At 45.0% G+C, this 17,925-nt stretch carries 17 protein-coding genes, 3 tRNA genes and 2 rRNA genes; 16 read left to right on the top strand and 6 right to left on the bottom strand.

What is annotated here, in order from left to right; all coding sequences use genetic code 11:
• Positions 1 to 27: 27 nt before the first annotated feature.
• A complete protein-coding gene (locus H6797_05085; protein USN96417.1) occupies positions 28 to 273 on the bottom strand; it encodes a hypothetical protein in 246 nt (81 codons plus the stop codon).
• Between the two features lie 86 nt (positions 274 to 359).
• Here H6797_05085 and H6797_05080 point away from each other — a divergent pair.
• From H6797_05080 to H6797_05050, 7 genes are all read left to right on the top strand, one after another.
• Positions 360 to 436 (top strand) — tRNA-Ala (locus H6797_05080).
• 54 nt (positions 437 to 490) lie between these two features.
• Positions 491 to 567: transfer RNA gene (locus H6797_05075), tRNA-Val, on the top strand.
• A 28-nt stretch (positions 568 to 595) separates the two neighbouring features.
• A tRNA-Ile gene (locus H6797_05070) sits at positions 596 to 672 on the top strand.
• Positions 673 to 1,031: 359 nt separating this feature from the next.
• A 23S ribosomal RNA gene (locus H6797_05065) occupies positions 1,032 to 4,234 on the top strand.
• 219 nt (positions 4,235 to 4,453) lie between these two features.
• Positions 4,454 to 4,563, top strand: a 5S ribosomal RNA gene (rrf, locus tag H6797_05060).
• A 68-nt stretch (positions 4,564 to 4,631) separates the two neighbouring features.
• Positions 4,632 to 5,126, top strand: a complete 495-nt coding sequence (locus tag H6797_05055; protein ID USN96416.1) for a hypothetical protein — start codon at positions 4,632 to 4,634, stop codon at positions 5,124 to 5,126.
• 320 nt (positions 5,127 to 5,446) lie between these two features.
• Positions 5,447 to 5,656 (top strand): hypothetical protein, encoded by a 210-nt coding sequence (locus H6797_05050; protein ID USN96415.1) that lies wholly within the window; start codon positions 5,447 to 5,449, stop codon positions 5,654 to 5,656.
• A 44-nt stretch (positions 5,657 to 5,700) separates the two neighbouring features.
• On the opposite strand, the gene H6797_05045 is transcribed toward H6797_05050, so the two are convergent.
• Together H6797_05045 and H6797_05040 are read right to left on the bottom strand one after the other, a co-directional pair.
• On the bottom strand, positions 5,701 to 6,168 hold the full coding sequence (locus H6797_05045; protein ID USN96414.1) for an ImmA/IrrE family metallo-endopeptidase: 468 nt from the start codon (positions 6,166 to 6,168) through the stop codon (positions 5,701 to 5,703).
• Positions 6,143 to 6,955: an ROK family protein gene (locus H6797_05040; GenBank protein ID USN96413.1), complete on the bottom strand. Its 813-nt coding sequence runs from the start codon at positions 6,953 to 6,955 to the stop codon at positions 6,143 to 6,145. The genes H6797_05045 and H6797_05040 overlap by 26 nt, the downstream gene beginning before the upstream one ends.
• A 101-nt stretch (positions 6,956 to 7,056) precedes the next feature.
• Between H6797_05040 and H6797_05035 the strand changes: the two genes are divergently transcribed.
• The 4 genes from H6797_05035 to H6797_05020 all read left to right on the top strand — a co-directional run bounded on the left by H6797_05035 (position 7,057) and on the right by H6797_05020 (position 10,980).
• Entirely contained in the window at positions 7,057 to 7,455 is a 399-nt protein-coding gene (locus tag H6797_05035; protein ID USN96412.1) for a hypothetical protein, read from the top strand.
• 119 nt (positions 7,456 to 7,574) lie between these two features.
• Entirely contained in the window at positions 7,575 to 8,645 is a 1,071-nt protein-coding gene (locus H6797_05030) for a S1 RNA-binding domain-containing protein (protein USN96411.1), read from the top strand.
• Positions 8,646 to 8,722: 77 nt separating this feature from the next.
• A complete protein-coding gene (locus H6797_05025) occupies positions 8,723 to 10,489 on the top strand; it encodes a translation initiation factor IF-2 (GenBank protein USN96410.1) in 1,767 nt (588 codons plus the stop codon).
• 44 nt (positions 10,490 to 10,533) lie between these two features.
• Complete coding sequence (locus H6797_05020) at positions 10,534 to 10,980, top strand: hypothetical protein (GenBank protein ID USN96409.1); 447 nt, start codon at positions 10,534 to 10,536, stop codon at positions 10,978 to 10,980.
• Here H6797_05020 and fmt read toward each other — a convergent pair.
• From fmt to priA, 3 genes are read right to left on the bottom strand one after another with little or no spacing between them, the layout of a single operon-like run.
• Complete coding sequence (gene fmt, locus H6797_05015) at positions 10,977 to 11,903, bottom strand: methionyl-tRNA formyltransferase (protein USN96408.1); 927 nt, start codon at positions 11,901 to 11,903, stop codon at positions 10,977 to 10,979. The genes H6797_05020 and fmt overlap by 4 nt on opposite strands.
• Positions 11,896 to 12,471 carry a peptide deformylase gene (def, locus tag H6797_05010; GenBank protein USN96407.1) on the bottom strand — a complete coding sequence of 192 codons (576 nt, stop codon included), beginning with the start codon at positions 12,469 to 12,471 and terminating at the stop codon, positions 11,896 to 11,898. Before def ends, fmt begins: the two co-directional genes overlap by 8 nt.
• A gap of 28 nt (positions 12,472 to 12,499) precedes the next feature.
• The gene (gene priA / locus H6797_05005) at positions 12,500 to 14,437 is read right to left on the bottom strand and encodes a primosomal protein N' (protein USN96406.1); all 1,938 of its coding nucleotides are present in this window, start codon (positions 14,435 to 14,437) and stop codon (positions 12,500 to 12,502) included.
• A gap of 23 nt (positions 14,438 to 14,460) precedes the next feature.
• On the opposite strand from priA, the gene H6797_05000 reads away from it, so the two are divergent.
• The 5 genes from H6797_05000 (at position 14,461) to H6797_04980 (ending at position 17,922) form a co-directional block, all read left to right on the top strand.
• Entirely contained in the window at positions 14,461 to 15,120 is a 660-nt protein-coding gene (locus tag H6797_05000; GenBank protein USN96405.1) for a hypothetical protein, read from the top strand.
• An 87-nt stretch (positions 15,121 to 15,207) separates the two neighbouring features.
• Positions 15,208 to 15,507, top strand: a complete 300-nt coding sequence (locus tag H6797_04995) for a winged helix-turn-helix transcriptional regulator (protein USN96404.1) — start codon at positions 15,208 to 15,210, stop codon at positions 15,505 to 15,507.
• Positions 15,508 to 15,509: 2 nt separating this feature from the next.
• On the top strand, positions 15,510 to 17,195 hold the full coding sequence (locus H6797_04990) for a DHH family phosphoesterase (GenBank protein USN96403.1): 1,686 nt from the start codon (positions 15,510 to 15,512) through the stop codon (positions 17,193 to 17,195).
• A gap of 55 nt (positions 17,196 to 17,250) precedes the next feature.
• The gene (locus H6797_04985) at positions 17,251 to 17,466 is read left to right on the top strand and encodes a 30S ribosomal protein S21 (GenBank protein ID USN96402.1); all 216 of its coding nucleotides are present in this window, start codon (positions 17,251 to 17,253) and stop codon (positions 17,464 to 17,466) included.
• Between the two features lie 3 nt (positions 17,467 to 17,469).
• The gene (locus H6797_04980) at positions 17,470 to 17,922 is read left to right on the top strand and encodes a GatB/YqeY domain-containing protein (protein USN96401.1); all 453 of its coding nucleotides are present in this window, start codon (positions 17,470 to 17,472) and stop codon (positions 17,920 to 17,922) included.
• The last annotated feature ends 3 nt before the right edge of the window (positions 17,923 to 17,925 follow it).

The following is a 17,925-nucleotide window of genomic DNA, read 5'->3' as shown; positions in this document are numbered from 1 at the left end:
GGAGGTATTTTTCGTGGACGTTACTATTTAACCGTTGGCGATACCGCTGAAGAGGCCGTTAAAAATCCAGCCTAATATGACGGTGTGTAAATTTACCATTGCGATTAGCCCGGCGGCAATAGTAATTAATGCCGCTAGCTTGTAGCGATCATAGCTGCCGATACCGCCGCCAAAGTTATCAGCAACGAACTGATGGTACTTCATAAACAATCCACCGATGACTGTTATGAGAAAGCCAACGACAAACCATGCGATACTAAATTTATAATTCATAAGCGGATTATAACCTATACTCTTGAAAACCTCAAGGATATAAGGTAAAATAAGTTAGTTTATTGGCCAGTTGGCTGATACATTATGGGGACATAGCTCAGTTGGCTAGAGCACCTGCTTTGCAAGCAGGGGGTCCAGGGTTCGAGTCCCTGTGTCTCCACCATATGGGGTAGATCGGGTGAAAGTCCGTTTCTACTCCACCAAGTTAAAATAGTTCGGGCGCTTAGCTCAGTTGGCTAGAGCATCTCGTTTACACCGAGAGGGTCGGGGGTTCGAGCCCCTCAGCGCCCACCATGAATTTATAAAATACCCCTTAAATTGGGGGCGATTAGCTCAGCTGGTTAGAGCGCGTCACTGATAATGACGAGGTCGGAGGTTCGAGTCCCTCATCGCCCACCATTTAAGGGGTATTTTGTATCGTATTTTACTTGCAAAATGCGACTAATTGCGATACAATAACATGTGATAAGGCGTACGTTCGTGGAGAACCTCTGGCGATAGGGACAAAAAGATCAGATTACGAGATGTCTTTTTGATGCAATAAACACAACAAAATTATCCTTTACAGTCTATTTGACGAGTGTTAGGATGATAAAGCTGTTTTGAGAACAGATAGAAATTATCGAGGCGATAGTTTCAAGTGTGCTCTCAAACGTGGAGAACGCAGGACGTTAACAATTCAATGATGTAAGAAAATTTTTTAAAGATTGACGGCAAAGTAGTTGGTAATTACCAATTACTAGTTAAGTCAATGCATAAAAAGGTACTCAAGGGCACAGTAGTGGATGCCTAGACGAATATTACCGACGAAGGACGTGGAAGACTGCGATAAGTCTCGGGGAGCTGTCATCAAGCTTTGATCCGGGAATGTCCGAATGGGGAAACCCGGCATGGTTCATACCATGTCACCTGCACCTGAATATATAGGGTGTTTGGCGGGAACTGACTGAACTGAAACATCTTAGTAGGTCAAGGAAAAGAAAGTAAATAACGATGGCGGGAGTAGTGGCGAGCGAAACCGTTAGAGCCCAAACCTTACAAGTTTTTGCCTGTTTACAGGTAGATACGGCTGATAGGCCAATGCTTATAAGGGGTTGTGATATTACACAAGACCAAGTCAGAGAACTGGAATTCGTTCCAGGTATCTGATTTGCGACCAGCAGCTATCACTGACTGGATAAGGTAAAAAATCGACGTTGCTAGCAGAATAGTTTGAATGACTAGCCAAAGGGCGTGAAAGCCGTGTACGCGAAAGCGACGTTGACCTTATATGTGTTTTATCGAGTAGGGCGGGGCACGAGAAACCCTGTCTGAATCCGGCTGGACCACCAGCCAAGGCTAAATATAATATTCGATCGATAGTGAACTAGTACAGCGATGGAAAGGTGAAAAGAACCCCGGGAGGGGAGTGAAATAGATCCTGAAACTCTGTGCCTACAATAGAGTCGGAGCCCTTCGGGGTGACGGCGTGCTTTTTGTAGAACGATCCAGCGAGTTAATTTCTAGTGCAAGGTTAAGTCAAGTGACGGAGCCACAGTGAAAGCGAGCCTGAATAGGGCGAATTAGTACTAGGGATTAGACCCGAAACCGGGTGACCTAACCATGGGCAGGCTGAAGCTACTGTAACAGGTAGTGAAGGGCCGAACCGTCGTACGCAGCAAAGTGCTCGGATGACCTGTGGTTAGAGGTGAAATGCCAATCGAACTCGGAGATAGCTGGTTCTCCTCGAAATAGCTTTAGGGCTAGCGTCAATTAAATTAGCCAACGGGGGTAGAGCTCTGTAAAGGACTGGGGGGAGCAATCCTACCCACCCTTAACAAACTACGAATACCGTTGGTGGTACATTGGCAGTTAGAACGTCGGGGCTAAGCTCGGCGCTCGAAAGGGAAACAGCCCAGACCATCGTCTAAGGTCCCTAAATATATACTCAGTGGGAAACAAGGTGAGATTTCTTAAACAGCTAGGATGTTGGCTTAGAAGCAGCCATTCATTTAAAGAGTGCGTAACAGCTCACTAGTCAAGAGATCTTGCGTGGAAAATGTAACGGGGCTAAAGTATATTACCGAAGACATGGACTACGTAGTAATACGTATGTGGTAGAGGAGCGTTCCTATCTGCAGTGAAGCTGGACTGGAAAGTACAGTGGAGCGTTAGGAAGTGAGAATGCTGGAATGAGTAACCATAAGATAGGTGAGAATCCTGTCGGCCGTAAGAGCAAGGTTTCCTGAGCCATGTTAATCATCTCAGGGTTAGTCGGGCCTAAGCCGAGGCGCATAGCGTAGGCGATGGACATCAGGTTAATATTCCTGAACCGGTTATAATTTGCACACTGTTCACGGTGAGATACTCGGAGCGGATTAATGGTTTATCCGTCCAACCTAGCGGGAACGCATAGGGAGTGAGAGTTACCCTTCGGGGTGACGATTCTGGGGAAGGCACTGGCTAGAAAAGCAGGTGTGCGCGTGGTTATAGCCGCCCGTACCGCAAACCAACACAGGTGCTCGAGTCGAGTAGACTCAGGCTTACGAGAGACCCTTCGCTAAGGAACTCGGCAATACAGCGACCGTAACTTCGGGATAAGGTCTGCCCCCACTTCGGTGGATATGAGCCGCGTTCACTCAGCAAGAGTATTGAACGAAACAAGGTTAAACGCGACAAGTAACGATGTCGCATGAGTACGCCTGCATTCATTTCGATGAATGATAGGTCGAAAAATCCTTTTTTATGAACCAATAGATTTTTTCTGAGATAAGTAACAAATCATGATTGATTTAGTTCTTTTGAACGCGTATACCTTCGTATCTAACGATGTGGGGGCCGCAGCAAAAGAGCCCACGGAACTGTTTACCAAAAACACAGGTCTCTGCTAACACGAAAGTGGATGTATAGGGGCTGACTCCTGCCCAGTGCTGGAAGGTTAAGGGGAGTGCTTCACGGTGCGAACTGAAGCCCCAGTGAACGGCGGCGGTAACTATAACCGTCCTAAGGTAGCGAAATTCCTTGTCAGGTAAGTTCTGACCCGCACGAATGGAGTAATCATGTGGGCACTGTCTCAGCGAAGGCCTCGGTGAAAGTGCATTGGCGGTAAAGATGCCGTCTGTCCATACCAGGACGAGAAGACCCCATGGAGCTTTACTACAGCTTTACATTGATCCGGGTTACAACATGTGTAGCATAGCTGGGAGGCTTTGAAGCAGATACGCCAGTATTTGTGGAGCCAAAGGTGAAATACCAGCCTTGTTGTGATCTTGATCTCACTGTGACCATTATCTGGTTACAGGACCGTGTATGGTGGGTAGTTTAACTGGGGCGGTTGCCTCCTAAAGAGTAGCGGAGGCGTTCAAAGGTTGGCTAACTTCGGATGGAAATCGAAGTGATAGTGTATGCGCATAAGCCAGCTTGACTGTGAGGAGTACATTCCAATCAGACACGAAAGTGGGAGCAAGTGACCCGCTATACGTACATTTGTACATGAATGTGGGATCGATAGCGCAAACGGATAAAAGTTACCCTGGGGATAACAGGCTTATAGCGCCCAATAGTTCACATAGACGGCGCTGTTTGGCACCTCGATGTCGGCTCATCACATCCTGGAGGGGGAGCACCTTCCAAGGGTTCGGCTGTTCGCCGATTAAAGTGGTACGCGAGCTGGGTTCAGAACGTCGTGAGACAGTTCGGTTTATATCCGGTATGGACGTCAGGAAATTTGAGAGGATCTGCCCCTAGTACGAGAGGACCGGGGTGGACGAACCTCTGGTGTATCGATTGTGGCCACCTGCTGCATTGTCGAGTAGCTACGTTCGGACTAGATAAGCGCTGAAAGCATATTAAGCGCGAAACTAACCTCAAGATTAGATTTCCCTATGAGGACACAGAAAGATGATCTGTTTGATAGGCGCAAGGTGGAAGTACAGCAATGTATGGAGCTGAAGCGTACTAATAGTCCCATTGCCTTTTTATGTCCTTGTCACCGACGTTAACATTATTTTATAATGTTAACAGGGGTGATGAGGTAGACTTAACTAGTAATTGGTGCTTGTCACCATCGTCAATCTTTGATAATGTATCCGTGTGTTCTTTTTGAGTCATTTGTAAAACAGATGCCCCAAAATGGACATCGAAGCGAGGCTTCGGACCGCCGATTGAATGAATAATCGGGTCGAGAGTCTGGAAGCCCGGCTTCGGTGCCCATGGCGCTAGGGAAACACCTGTTCCCATTCCGAACACAGAAGTTAAGCCTAGCTGCGGCGATTATACTGCCACAAGTGGGAAACTAGCACGGTGCCGAATTATAAGGGGAGCTTCCGAATAGGAAGCTCTTCTTTTTTTGGCGAAAATTCTTGTATAATGAAACGATTATGCAGATGTCTGACGGTAGTCCAATAAGTCTTACGGTATTAGTATTGTACGGGCTGATTATCTCTCTCTACTTAATTATTTTACGACTCTTGTTGGATATGCTGCAGCAGCTCGGAAGGCACCACACCCAAAAATCCATTATTGATGTAGATATACATCGTACGATGACATCACGGGTAGAGAATTCAATGCACACTTTTGACATTACTAGTGTTGCAGTTACGATTGCCAAGGGCGGCATATCGGTTGTTGCTATGGCGGCAATTATTGTGCTCCTCGTAATTAAGGTTGGCCTTATCGCGACTATATTGCTTATAACCATCGTTATATTAATGGCATGGGCGATGAATGTATGGTTACGAAGTCGTGAAAAGCCGGGAGATGTCAGAGACCAGATTAGGAAGTATGTTTTGAAATCAGGTAGTGTTGGAATGGTGCTTTTGCTTAGTATTATTCTTGTAGCACTTCTTTTTGTAATGATATTGCTCCATTGATGAAGTTCCAGCAATAAAAACAACCACGCTCGCAGCAGTGGTTGTTTTTATATGTGGACTTATGTGTGTTTTGATAAGCCCAAACAGGTGCCTTACAGATCATATCGTTGATCTGGATTCGCTTGGACAACGAACTTACCCTATGATATAGCACCGTGCGAATATATGCAACACTAGCAAAATCATGAAAAAGCTTGTTGTAAACGTTGACAAAAAGGCTATGCTATGCTAAAATTAATTCATACACATAGCATATGTGAGGTAATCGGAGGGCTCGACTACAGTTGTAGGCGGGTCTTTCATAGTAAAGGAGACTTGCAATGGCAGGAACTAAAGCTGGCGGCGTAAAGGCCGCACAAACGAACAAAGCAAAACACGGTTCTAATTTTTACGCTAAAATTGGTGCCAAGGGTGGTAAAGCTGGTCACACTGGTGGCTTCGCCGCTAATCCTGAACTGGCTCGCATTGCTGGGCGCAAGGGTGGCTTGATTAGCCGCCGCAGCAAGAAAACTGCTGAGAAGGCCGCTTAAGCGACTTTAGGCAGTAAAATAGCCCTCTACTGTATTGTGGAGGGCTATTTTGTTTGCAAAGAGTACCGACGAAGTGCACATAGTCTGGCTTCATTGACTCTCCATCCGTGCCCGCAGGAAACACATCTGTATAAAGAGTCTCTTGTCTGGACGCCGATTGCTTCACATTTCGGACAAGAACTTCGAGCGTGGAGCCATTGTCGGTAAGTGTCGAGATTATCTTGAATAATATCCATATCAATCGAGATTCCATATCGATCTGCGAGTGAGTCTTTGGCGTACTCCCAAGCGTCGCGTTCTAGTTTGAGAAGTTCGATATCTCTCTCGTACCCTTTGTGCCCTAAGAGTGCATGGCTAAGTTCATGCAGGGTAAATTCTTGGTTATGTTCTGTTTGCGGGTCGATATAAATGGTGCGAGTAGTAGCAGACCACCAGTATTCTCCTGCTAGTTTGAATTGAAACTCAGGAAAATCTAGGCGCAGCCGCTTAATTGTCGAGTGTATCGACGGCATAATAGTAGCATCCATAAATTACCGCTTCTTCGGGGTGTTTGGCTTCAAGGAGAGCGGGACAGGGTATATGTGCGGGTAAGTGTTTTTGAAGAATATCCTCGAGACGGTTCGAATAATGGCTAAAATACGTACCAATACTGCCTCCGAATATAATAACTTCTGTTTGCAGGAGGGGGATTGCAGCTAGAAGTCCTCGGCTGATGCGATCTGCAATTTCGTCCCACGTCTTCTTGTCTTTAATGTCGCGTGCGTAGCGATCGTATGTTTTAACGATGGCGCGTCCGCTTGCGAATGATTCCCATTCCCGGATTTCACCTTCGTATTCAACGAGCATCCTTCCACCCTCGCTGAGTCTGAGACCAGGGTCAATCTTTCCATTTGTGGTAATACCCGTTCCGATTCCTGTGCTTATCGTGACATACAGAGAAGAGGTTGGCACCGGGGCTTGAGATCTTGTCTCTGAAAGTCCTCCTAAATTGGCATCGTTCTCTATGAATATCGGTGCGGATCCTAAAACTCCCTTAAGTTCGCTAACTATATCGAAATTTTTCCATTTTAGGCTATTACACCAGACAACGATGTTGTCTTGGACTATACCTGGCATACCAATGACAATTGCTTCGACGCGTTGACCGCCGTAATTGTCGCGGAGCGTTTTACGAAGCATATCTAGATAATCAGTTTTTGTCTTTGGAGTAGGGAATCGAATCATTTTACCTGCAACACCCTCACTAGAGAAGAGCGTTACGAGGGTTTTTGTCCCTCCGGTGTCGACGGCTACTATCATGCTTCTAAGTGTATCACGACAAACTCGCAAACAGTAGGTAGTTGCCTATGTTGTGAAACGACTGTATTATAATAGGTGAAACAGAGGGAGCGAATATTGTTATGAACCATATGCGAACGAGACAGAGTGGATCGACAACTTCTTTTTTGTTGGTAGGCGTAGCGTTTATCATTCTTGTAGTCGGAGGTATTTATGTGTTGAGGAGTCGAGAGGATGGTAATACGACGAAGCCCTCACCTGCGACTAGTAGCTCGTCGCCGTCGGTGGCAAAAAAGACTACTCCTAAGGGGGCATCTACTAATCCGAAGTCTACGCAGTCACCATTAAAGAGCGGCACTAAAACTCCTAGCACGAAAAAACAGAGTAGTTCGACCGTTCCCTTGCCAACCACTGGTCCAAGCGAAGATTTATCAGTTGCTATGATATTTGCTATTTTGACGGCCGCGGCCGTTTCGTATGTTCAGTCGTACAAAGTTCGTGCCGAATTGCTTCGTAGGTAGACGAAACACACCTCTAGTGTTACAATAGAAGCAATCTCGTGGTGCTCTATTGGAGTGTCTCAGAAATATATTATTAGGAAGGAGTTTATGAGACTCTAAGGAGACTCATAAAAAAACTTATGGCTAATGCCACAATAACAATGGATGACTTGCTCGCTCAGGCTGATGCAAGTGTCAAACAACTAACGACAGGTGAAATCATCACAGGCAAGGTGCTTTCGCTTAAAAAACATGAGGTATTGATTGACCTCGGCGCACAGGGTGTAGGATTTGTTCCTCGCCGAGAGGTTGGATTCTCTCGTTCGCTTTCAGAAGGTGACGAAGTTACAGCTAGTGTTGTTGATCAGGAACTCGAGAACGGCTATTCGCTTCTTAGCCTGCGTAAGGCTGCTAAGGATCGCGGATGGGAAGAAGTTGCCGCAAAGCAAGAGGCGGGCGAGATTATAGAGATTGTGCCTTATGACGCTAATCGTGGCGGCATGCTAGTTGAATACGAAGGTGTTCGAGGCTTTTTGCCAGTATCGCAACTGTCTGCGGAACATTACCCACGTGTTGGCAGCAGCGACAAAGACGAAATACTTCAGCGGCTTAATGGTTTGATTAATAAGCCTCTTAAGGTCAGAATCCTTGACAGTGACCGCAAAGCTAACAAGCTTATTTTTAGTGAGAAAGAGGCTGTAAAAGACGGTCTTGCTAAGAGGTTTGAAAGCTTAAAGATCGGTGATACGGTTAAGGGTGTAGTAACAGGAGTCGTTGATTACGGCGCTTTCGTTAACGTCGATGGAATTGAGGGCTTGATTCATATTAGCGAAATTAGTTGGGAGCGTGTAAGTAACCCTGCCGACTATGTAAAGGTCGGTAATACGATAGAAGCGAAGATTATCTCTATTGATAAAGATCGTCTGAGTCTCTCAATCAAGCAGCTTACACCTGACCCTTGGCTTGATGAGGTTGAGAAGTTTAAGGCTGGAGATGCGGTCGAAGGTACCGTTACTCGGATTACCCCATTTGGCGCATTTGTACAAATTAGTCCTGCGGTTGAAGCTTTGGTGCACGTAAGTGAGCTAGGCGATGGCGATAATGCAGATCCTGAAAAGGTGTTTATGCTGAACGAGCGTAAGTCATTCGTCATACTTGATATCGAAAAAGACAGTCGCAAGATTTCACTAAGTTTGAGTAAAAAAAAGTAACAAGAGCGTAGTGTTAAGTTAACAACGTTTGATGCATTAGTAACAACGTTTAACAGACATGGAAAGGAGCGTTTTTTATGGCAGAGAAAGTAGTAGTAATCGCCGAATCGATTACCGTGAGCGAGCTCGCCGAGACGCTCAATATTCCAGTTACGACGCTCGTAGGTGAGCTATTTAAGAACGGCGTAGCAGCCACGATTAATCAGCGCATTGATTACGAAACTGCCCAAATAATTGTCGAAGAATTGGGCTTGGAAGTTGAGATTCAAAAAAAAGAAGCTGTGGTTGCGGAGAGACGCAAGCATGAGCTCACCGCAGACGCAGTTGATCGGCCACCGATAGTTGCCGTCATGGGGCACGTTGACCATGGTAAAACGAGTTTGCTCGATGCAATTTTAAAAACAAAAACAGTTGATGGCGAGGCCGGCGGCATTACGCAACACATCAGTGCTTACCAGACGATACGCAAAGGCCACGCCATTACATTACTAGATACTCCTGGTCATGAGGCATTTGCTGCATTAAGGCAGCATGGGGCTGCTTTGACTGACGTAGTTGTTATAGTAGTTGCTGCAGATGACGGAGTGAAGCCACAGACAGTTGAGGCGATTCGTTTTGCAAGAAGTGCGAATGCGAAAATCGTCGTTGCAATTAATAAAATTGATAAAGAAACAGCTAATCCTCAGCTGGTTAAAACACAACTCGCAACTGAATATGATTTGAATCCTGAGGAATGGGGTGGTGATGTTGTCATGGTCGAGGTTAGTGCTAAGACGGGGCAGAATGTCGATAAGCTTCTCGACATGGTTCTGTTGGTCGCTGACATAGAGGAGTTAAAGGCAGATATAGACGTTCCTGCGGAAGGTCTTGTGATTGAGGCTCACATGGAGCAGGGTCGCGGATCGGTCGTAAGACTTCTGGTGGAGCAGGGAAAACTGAAGGCGGGCCATTTTTTGGTGGCAGGTACATCATATGGTAAGGTACGAACACTACTGGATTTTACAGGCAAAACACTTAAAGAAGCCGGACCTTCTACACCAGTAACAGTTACTGGTTTCAAAGAGTTGCCACAATTTGGAGATGCTTTTGTTATTGTTAAAAATGAGAAAGAGGCGCGTCAGCTGACTGAACGTGCTCGAGCAAATCGAGAAAGAGCAGCGGCAAGCACGAACGTTACTGGTGCTGACTTGCTAAAAATGATGACTCAGAAGCGAGAATCTCAAGAAATGAAGGTTATCGTGAAGGCTGATGTCCAAGGTTCGCTTACTTCCGTTATCGACAGCCTTAGGTTGTTGGGTTCGGGAGACGAAGTGACAGTTCGTGTTATTGGAAGCGGTGTTGGTAACATCTCTGAAAATGACATACGTTTAGCTACTGATGGCGAGACGATTATTTATGGTTTTAATGTTGAGCTACCTCCGGCTGTAAAACGACTTGCAGCTCGAGATAAAGCTCAAGTGAGAATGTTTAAAGTTATCTATGAACTGCTAGACGACGTGAAGGCGACTATGGAGTTGATGCTTGCTCCGGAGGTTGTTGAAACTGAAATAGGGACATTGACGGTCAAAGGTGTATTCCGAACTTTGAAAGATTCGATTATTGCCGGTGGTGAAGTGACGAGCGGCAAGATCGCACCAAGTGTACTTGCACGCGTAAAACGAAATGGTGAGCAATTGACGGAAGTAGAAGTAACTAGCGTCCAAAGGGAGCAGCAAGAGGCTAAAGAGGTTTTTGAGGGTGAGATGTGTGGGTTGAGTCTAAAGACTGGCAAAAAAATGTTGCTAGAAGTGGGCGACACACTCGAGCTGTTTACACGCGAGCTCAAGAAGCGAACACTGTCTTGATTGATAGTTGATGACGTAGTGTATACTGGGTGTAAGGAGATACCATGTTTCAATTAGATGAGAAATTCCTGGCTGATATCGGACTGAGCGATATGCCAGATGACCAAAAACAAGCATTTTTACGGCATATTTACGAAGAACTAGAGCTAAGGGTGGGTACTAGATTGTCCGAAGGCTTAAGTGATTTGCAGTTAGAGGAATTTGAAAAGATCATTGATAAAGACATGACCACAGTTGATAATTGGTTGTCAGTCCATGTTCAGGATTATATGAACGATGAAATATTTAAGAGAATGCAGCAGGCGCTTAGGTTAGATCCTGCAGATCCAAATCTGAAGTCGGAGTATGTCGCAACCAAATGGCTAGAAGTTAATCGGCCTGATTACAGAGATGTCGTGAAGGGTGTTCTTGAGGAACTGAAGTCTGAAATATTGACGAATCGTGACGCTATACTCGGTATCGATGGCGAACAGCCGCCCTCAGACGCTTAGATATCTAAGCGATCTTGATAACCAGCAAGAAATGCCGATATCGGCATTTCTTGCTTTCCAAGGGGCTTCAGCGCATCGATAGACAATAAATCCTTACTTGTGCCTACGAGTAAGGTATTTCGGTCTTGTCGTACGGCTTTTCCGATAGGTAAATCTCCCGATACTACATGCGCTTTAGTGATAATAATCTCAGTTTTACCAAGGTTTGTCTTGCTCTGAGGCCACCCTAAAAACGTCCGTATTTCTCGTTCGATTTCAAGAGCGGATTTATTCCAGTCGACGCGACTATCTGATTTTTGTATGAGCTTGCAATATGACGCTTCATTATTATTTTGTGGCTCAGGTTTTAGGGTTCCGTCGATAATTTTAGGGAAAACTTCAAAAAATAAAGGTGTTACCGTCTCTTCGATTTTTTTGTATAGTTCAAATTTGGTTTCAGTACCGCTGATATTTAGGGATTTTTGTGAATATATCGGGCCCTCATCCATGCCGGCGGTAAGTTGTATGATGGAAACGCCCGCTCGATCATCTCCATTTAGGATTGTGGCCTCAATCGGCGTCGGACCTCTGTATCTAGGGAGTAATGAGGGGTGGATATTTATTATACCCTTTGGAAACATGTCGATTATCTCTTGGCTTACGATGCGTCCATAAGCGACCAGCACGGCAATATCAGCGTGAAGTTCGTTTAATTCTTGGGCTATTTCGGCTGGTTTGGATGGGGTGAAAAGTGGAATTCCGTACGTTTTTGCTATCTCTGCTACTTCGAGCTCACGGTTGTTTCGCGATTTTCCGAATGTGTAGTGAGAGACGACTGCGGCTATGTCGTAGCCGCGTTCAATAAGCCCGCAAAGTATAGGAGCTGAAGTTTTTTCTAAACCGCTAACGAGACGTTCGTTGCCAAAAAATACAATTTTAGTCATTGAATAAGTCGCTGCTAGCGATACGAGTATCGTAATCGATTGGCTGCAGCTCACCCTTCTCGTCGAGTTCGTAAAAGGCTTCTTTGTTGTCCCGAATGTGATCAATGAACACTATTCCGTTTGTATGATCAATCTCGTGCTGAATAACCCTAGCAAGGAAGCCGTCTGCTTTGAATCGAACAGGCTCACCCTTGGCGTTGAGGGCACGTACGCGAATCTTACTGTAACGTGGAACATTTCCATAGATATCCTTAACACTTAGGCAGCCTTCGTAGTCCATCGTGACTTCGCCTTCGTACTTAACAATTTCGGGATTAATAAGCACGGTAAATTCTTGATTGTCTTTATGTTCAAAATCGCTACGGACGATAACGACTCGTTCGAGTTGATCAATTTGTACTGCTGCTAGTGCTGCGCTAATTTCATGCGGTCGTGAATCTTCCCAGTCAATCGCGGCGCTTGTCATATTTTCTACAAGCTCAAGTGTATTATCGGAAATAGTGTGAACTTTACGTGATTTTTGCCGTAAGTGAGCATTCGGTAATGTGATGATGTCTTCTTTTTTCATATATCTGATACTAGTATAGCAAATCTACTTACAAGAGACTGATGGGATCGAGTTCAAATTGCCAATGAGTGGGCGGTAGATATTTTAGGGTATCGACGAGTAGCGAACGTTTTTTTGATTTAAGGACTAGTTGCCAACGATATGTGTCTCGCTGGCGCTCATAGAATGCCGGAGTTGGACCGAGTATCTCGATTTCTGTTGGAAAATATGTGCGAATAGTTTGCGCCAGGCTTGTAGCATTGCGTATTGCCGCAGCTTCTGTTTTATAAACACAGGTCAACTTAAGAAGAAACGTAAAAGGAGGGAAGTTAGCCCGACGACGTTCTATGATGGTTTTTTTATAAAATTCCGAAAAGTTTTGAGCTAACCCGTCTTTAATAGCGAAATTGGATGGCTGGTAGCTTTGGACGACTACAGAAGTCTCGTGATTACTTCTGCCGACACGTCCGACAACCTGGGCGAGAAGCTGAAAGGTTCGTTCTGTCGCTGAAAAGTCTGGCAAACTAAGCCCAGTATCAGCCTGGATGACACCTACTGTACGTAGATGCGGCAAGTCTAGGCCTTTTGCGACGATTTGCGTTCCAATAATAATATCGATGGATCCATCGTGTAGATCTTTATAGCGGGTGTCTAATGTTTGATCGGCATCGCTGTCGCCATCGAAGCGACCTATAGTCGCACGAGGGAAGATTTTTGCTAGCTCTGACTCAATCAGCTTTGTTCCAACTCCTCGATGAATAATACTTGGGCTATGACAGATGGGACAGCTTGTCGGAACTGATTCAGTGAGTCCACAGATATGACATCTGAGTTTATGGGCGTCTGCATGTAGTGTAAGTGGAACGAAACATTTTTCGCACATTGCTTGCCAACCGCACTTTTCGCACAAGGTCATACTGGTGCTACCTCGTCGGTTGTGAAAAATTAAAACCTGCTTACCATCTGAAAGTGTCTGTCGCAATTGATCAATGAGAATGTCCGATAAGAAACGGTGATGTTTGAAATAGTTTCGCTTTTTCATATCAACTACAGTGATAAGCGGTGGTTGTGATGGTCGAGCAGTGAAGTTCATTTCAACAATAGGTTTATGTGACGTGCTTGCAACATAATAGTCGCTGACGGACGGTGTTGCGCTTCCTAAGACTAGTTTAGACTTGTGTTGAGTAGAGAGCACGCTCGCGGCTCGTAGAGCGGAGTATCGAGGAGATTGTTCCTGTTTAAAACTAGGTTCATGCGCTTCATCAATGACAATGAGCCCGACGCTAGACAACGGCATAAAGAGAGCGGAGCGTGGACCTATGACAACACAGGGTTCTGTACTATTTAAAATGTCACGCCATGCCGTATGTCTTGCGGCTTCAGTTTGCTTTGAATGGGCAAGGATGACATTGTCGAAGTGCGCCGAGAATTGATTTACTACCTGTGTCGTTAACGCGATCTCAGGAAGAAGAACAACGACAGATTTTCCAGATTCTAGAGTTCGCTTTGCCGATTCTATGTAAACTGCAGTTTTTCCTGAACCTGTTACACCGTGTAGTAGGAGTGTTCCAGGCAGCGCATGGTCGATAGTGTTAACCGCTGCTAATTGATTTGTATTGAGCACAATTTTTATTCGGGCACCTTTACTAGGGAGTTTCAAAGAATTTTTTTGACGCCTTTTTTTTAAAAGTCCTCGAGGTAAAAGGGTCTGCAGTACAAGCGCTAAGTGAGTTGCGTAATATCCACTCATCCATTTAGCGAGATGAATGAGTGGAAGTGGCAGAGGGGTTGATTCAATTATTTCGAGTATAGGCTTGGTGGTGTACGTTGGTTTGCTGACTTCTCTAATAACGACTCCAGGAATTTGTTTACGCCCGACTTCAATGAGGACAATGTGCCCTTGTTTAAGGATATTCGAATGAGCGTAGGTAAGAACCTCGCTATCGAGCCGGACAATTTGCGTAGGTGCCACCTCGAAATAGTGCATGTCATACATTATACTGGTATCGTATGATGTATTTCCATAGTCGAGCCGAAGCGGGTGAGCAACTAGCTCGACAGATGTTTGATACCTATAGATATGAAAATGTCGCTATCGTTGCACTTGGTGACGGCGGTGTCGCTGTGGGGGAGCCGATAGCTGAGAGGTTGCACTGTATTTTGACTCTTCTCGTGTCGGAGAAGGTAGAGGTTCCGGGCGAGAGTCAAACATTTGGTGCTATATCGCAAACAGGGGCATTCACGCACAATAGCGGCCTTTCTGCAAGCGAGTTGGGCGAATACGAAACAGAGTATCATGGGTATTTTGAAGAGCAAAAGCGAGAGGCTCTCCACAGGATAAATCGTCTCATAGGTGATGGTGGTGTCATAAATTACGATCTACTTCAAGGCCACACGGTAGTGTTGGTTAGCGATGGTTTGAATGATACGACGACTCTCGATGTCGCAATGGACTTTTTGAAACCCGTACGTATGCAACGTCTTGTAATCGCGGCTCCGATAGCGAGTGTAGAAATGGTCGACAAGGTTCACTTAGTGGCTGACGAGCTTCATATTCTCGATGTGAAGCCGAATTACCTAGACACGAATCATTATTACGATCAAAATGATTTGCCGAGTCACGAAGAGACGATTGCTAAGATAAACAAAATTATCCTGAATTGGCGATAGAAATCGAAAAATCTACTTGTTTACTGTTGTAAGAAAGTGTAAGATAGAGAGTAACAAAAGAGGCAGGTGACTTAGTAAAGGGAGAGTATGCTAGACGTTTTTATTACATCGAGAGTGCGGCGAAAAATCGTTGTTGTCTATGCAAAATATCCTGACTTTCGTACTCATGTTCGTGGATTGGCGAAATTAATAAAAGAAGATCCCGGTAATATCCAGCGAGAGTTAAAGAGACTTGAGAAAATAGGTTTTTTAACAAGTGAAAAACAGGGCAATACGAAGATTTATTCAACCAATAAGCAATTCGCTATTTTTAAAGAACTTCAAAGTATAGTGATTAAGTCACAGCAGCAGTCGGCTAGGCCAAAACGTACAGCGTCTGACCTATAGGAATGAGTCTTTTTGATCAAATTTTGGCATCACGGGGCCTAGTCGGCCAAAAGCGTGATGCCTTTTTGAATCCAAGCTATGATAAAAAACACGACCCGTATCTGCTACCGGACGTAGATAAGGCGGTAGGCCGATTAGTTGAGGCTCGAAAGCACCAGCAGAGAGTAACAATTTACGGAGATTACGATATCGACGGTCTTACGGCCACTACATTATTGCTAGACGCATTAGAAAAATTTGGATTCACAAACGTTGATGCGTTTATACCGAATCGTTTCGTGGAAGGATATGGTCTAACCGTAGGTGCCGTTGAACGGATAGCTGCAGGTGGCGCTCAGCTTATTATTACAGTCGATTGCGGCAGTCTTAGCGAGAAAGAAATTATTCGTGCACAAGAACTGGGCGTAGATGTCATTGTAACGGATCATCACAATGTGGCGGCGGTTCAACCGCCGGCAATTGCTGTCATAAATCCCAAACGCCTTCTTGCTGACTATCCAGACGAATATATTGACTACGTTCTGAAGCCAGGCTCAAAATATAGCGGCAGTTTGTATCCATTTTTAGACCTTGCGGGCGTGGGCGTTGCGTTTAAATTAGTTCAAGCTCTTCAGAAAAAACTCGATGGTTTACCTGAAGGCCAAGAGAAGTGGCTGTTGGATTTAGTAGCACTAGGAACGGTATGTGACGTTGTAAATCTTACAAATGAAAATCGTGCAAACGTGTATTGGGGACTAAAGGTTTTATCTAAAACACATCGCGCAGGGTTAAAGGCATTAATGGCCGTTTCTGGGGTCACCCCTGATAATTTATCTGCCAGGAGCCTTGGATTTGGTTTGGGCCCAAGAATGAACGCATCTGGAAGGTTGGAAACAGCACAACACTCTCTTGATCTATTGACAGCAAAAAAAATGACAGACGCGTTTAATATTGCTCAAAAACTCGATGTATTAAATACTACGAGAAAAAGTGAACAGAATAAAATTTTCAACGAAGCTATCGTACAGGCTAATGAATATATAGATGATAATGTTTTGGTAGTTAGCGGCTCTGGTTGGAGCCATGGCATCATTGGAATAGTAGCTGCAAAGCTTTTAGAAAAATACAAAAAACCCACATTCGTGTTGGAGGAGATGGGTGATGAAGCGAAAGGCTCGGCACGAAGCTACGGGGACTTTAGCGCGGCGGATGCTATACGTTTTGCAGACGACGTTATCACAAAAGGAGGAGGGCATAAATTTGCCGCAGGTGTAACCTTGCCTACTTCAAACATTCCAGCTTTCCGCCAAAGGGTTAATGAGTACTATAGAACAAAAAAATTGTTCAATCAGCAACAGCTACTTTTACCGAATGAGGACGCCGTATCGTCACTATGGCACGTAACTGAAGAATTGGTTGATCAGATTGCTACACTTGAGCCATTCGGCAATGGGAACCCGGAACCGGTATTAAGCACTCAGAATTTGCGAGTAATACATGTTAAAAAGATGGGCACGGATCAGCAGCACGTAAAATTAGGCTTGCAAGATCTGGATGGAAAGCGACTGTATATGATCGCTTTTAACGCGCCGGAGCATTTTTTTGTTGAGACTGGCGAAAGGGTAACCGTTTGGTACCATCCGATAATTAATGAATGGCAGGGACATCGCAACATCGAGGGACGCTTATTGAGGCTAGAAAGACAGTAGATGTTCTGACTAAAGAGTTGCAACAGGGGAAGATTCCTGTTACAATACAAGTCATATGGTACAAGTTACACGTAAAGACGAGAAAGAGGCGAACGAAAATATCATTCGCCGGTTTAACCGCAAAGTTTTGCAAAGTGGTATTTTAGCTGAAGCAAAATCATCGATGCGCTTTAGTAAGGACATCAGTAAGACTGAGCGACGCCAGAAGGCAATTATCCGTAAGGAGCGAAAGGCAGAAAAACTAGCTAAAGCTCGTTTGGGACTGCGTTAGCAAATGGTGCTTAAGGCCACGATACAAGACGATATGAAAGCCGCTCTGCTGGGCGGCGATCGTTTTGTGGGTGATACGTTACGTAATTTAAAGGCAGCAATTTTGAATGAAGAAGTTGCTCAGGGTAAGCGAGACGAAGGTTTGAGTGATGAGGATATTGAAAAAATCATCGCTCGAGAAGTAAAAAGGCGCAACGAAAGCGCTGCTATCTATGAACAAAATGGACGGCCCGAACTAGCAGAGGGTGAACATAAAGAGGCAGAAGTCTTGTCGAGGTATTTACCTAAGCAGTTGAGCGAAGAAAAGGTTCGTGAAATAGTCGAAGCTAAAATTTCCGAGCTTGGAGCAGATGGACCGCAAGCGATGGGGCAAGTTATAGGTGCCGTTAAGCAGGAAGTTGGTAACAGCGCCGATGGTGCTGTTGTCGCAAGAATTGTAAAACAAGCGCTAAGTTAAAGG

Source organism: Candidatus Nomurabacteria bacterium, assembly GCA_023898645.1.
In the GTDB taxonomy this organism is placed as follows: domain Bacteria; phylum Patescibacteriota; class Saccharimonadia; order Saccharimonadales; family Saccharimonadaceae; genus UBA2112.
This window is presented reverse-complemented; position numbering and strand designations above follow the sequence as displayed.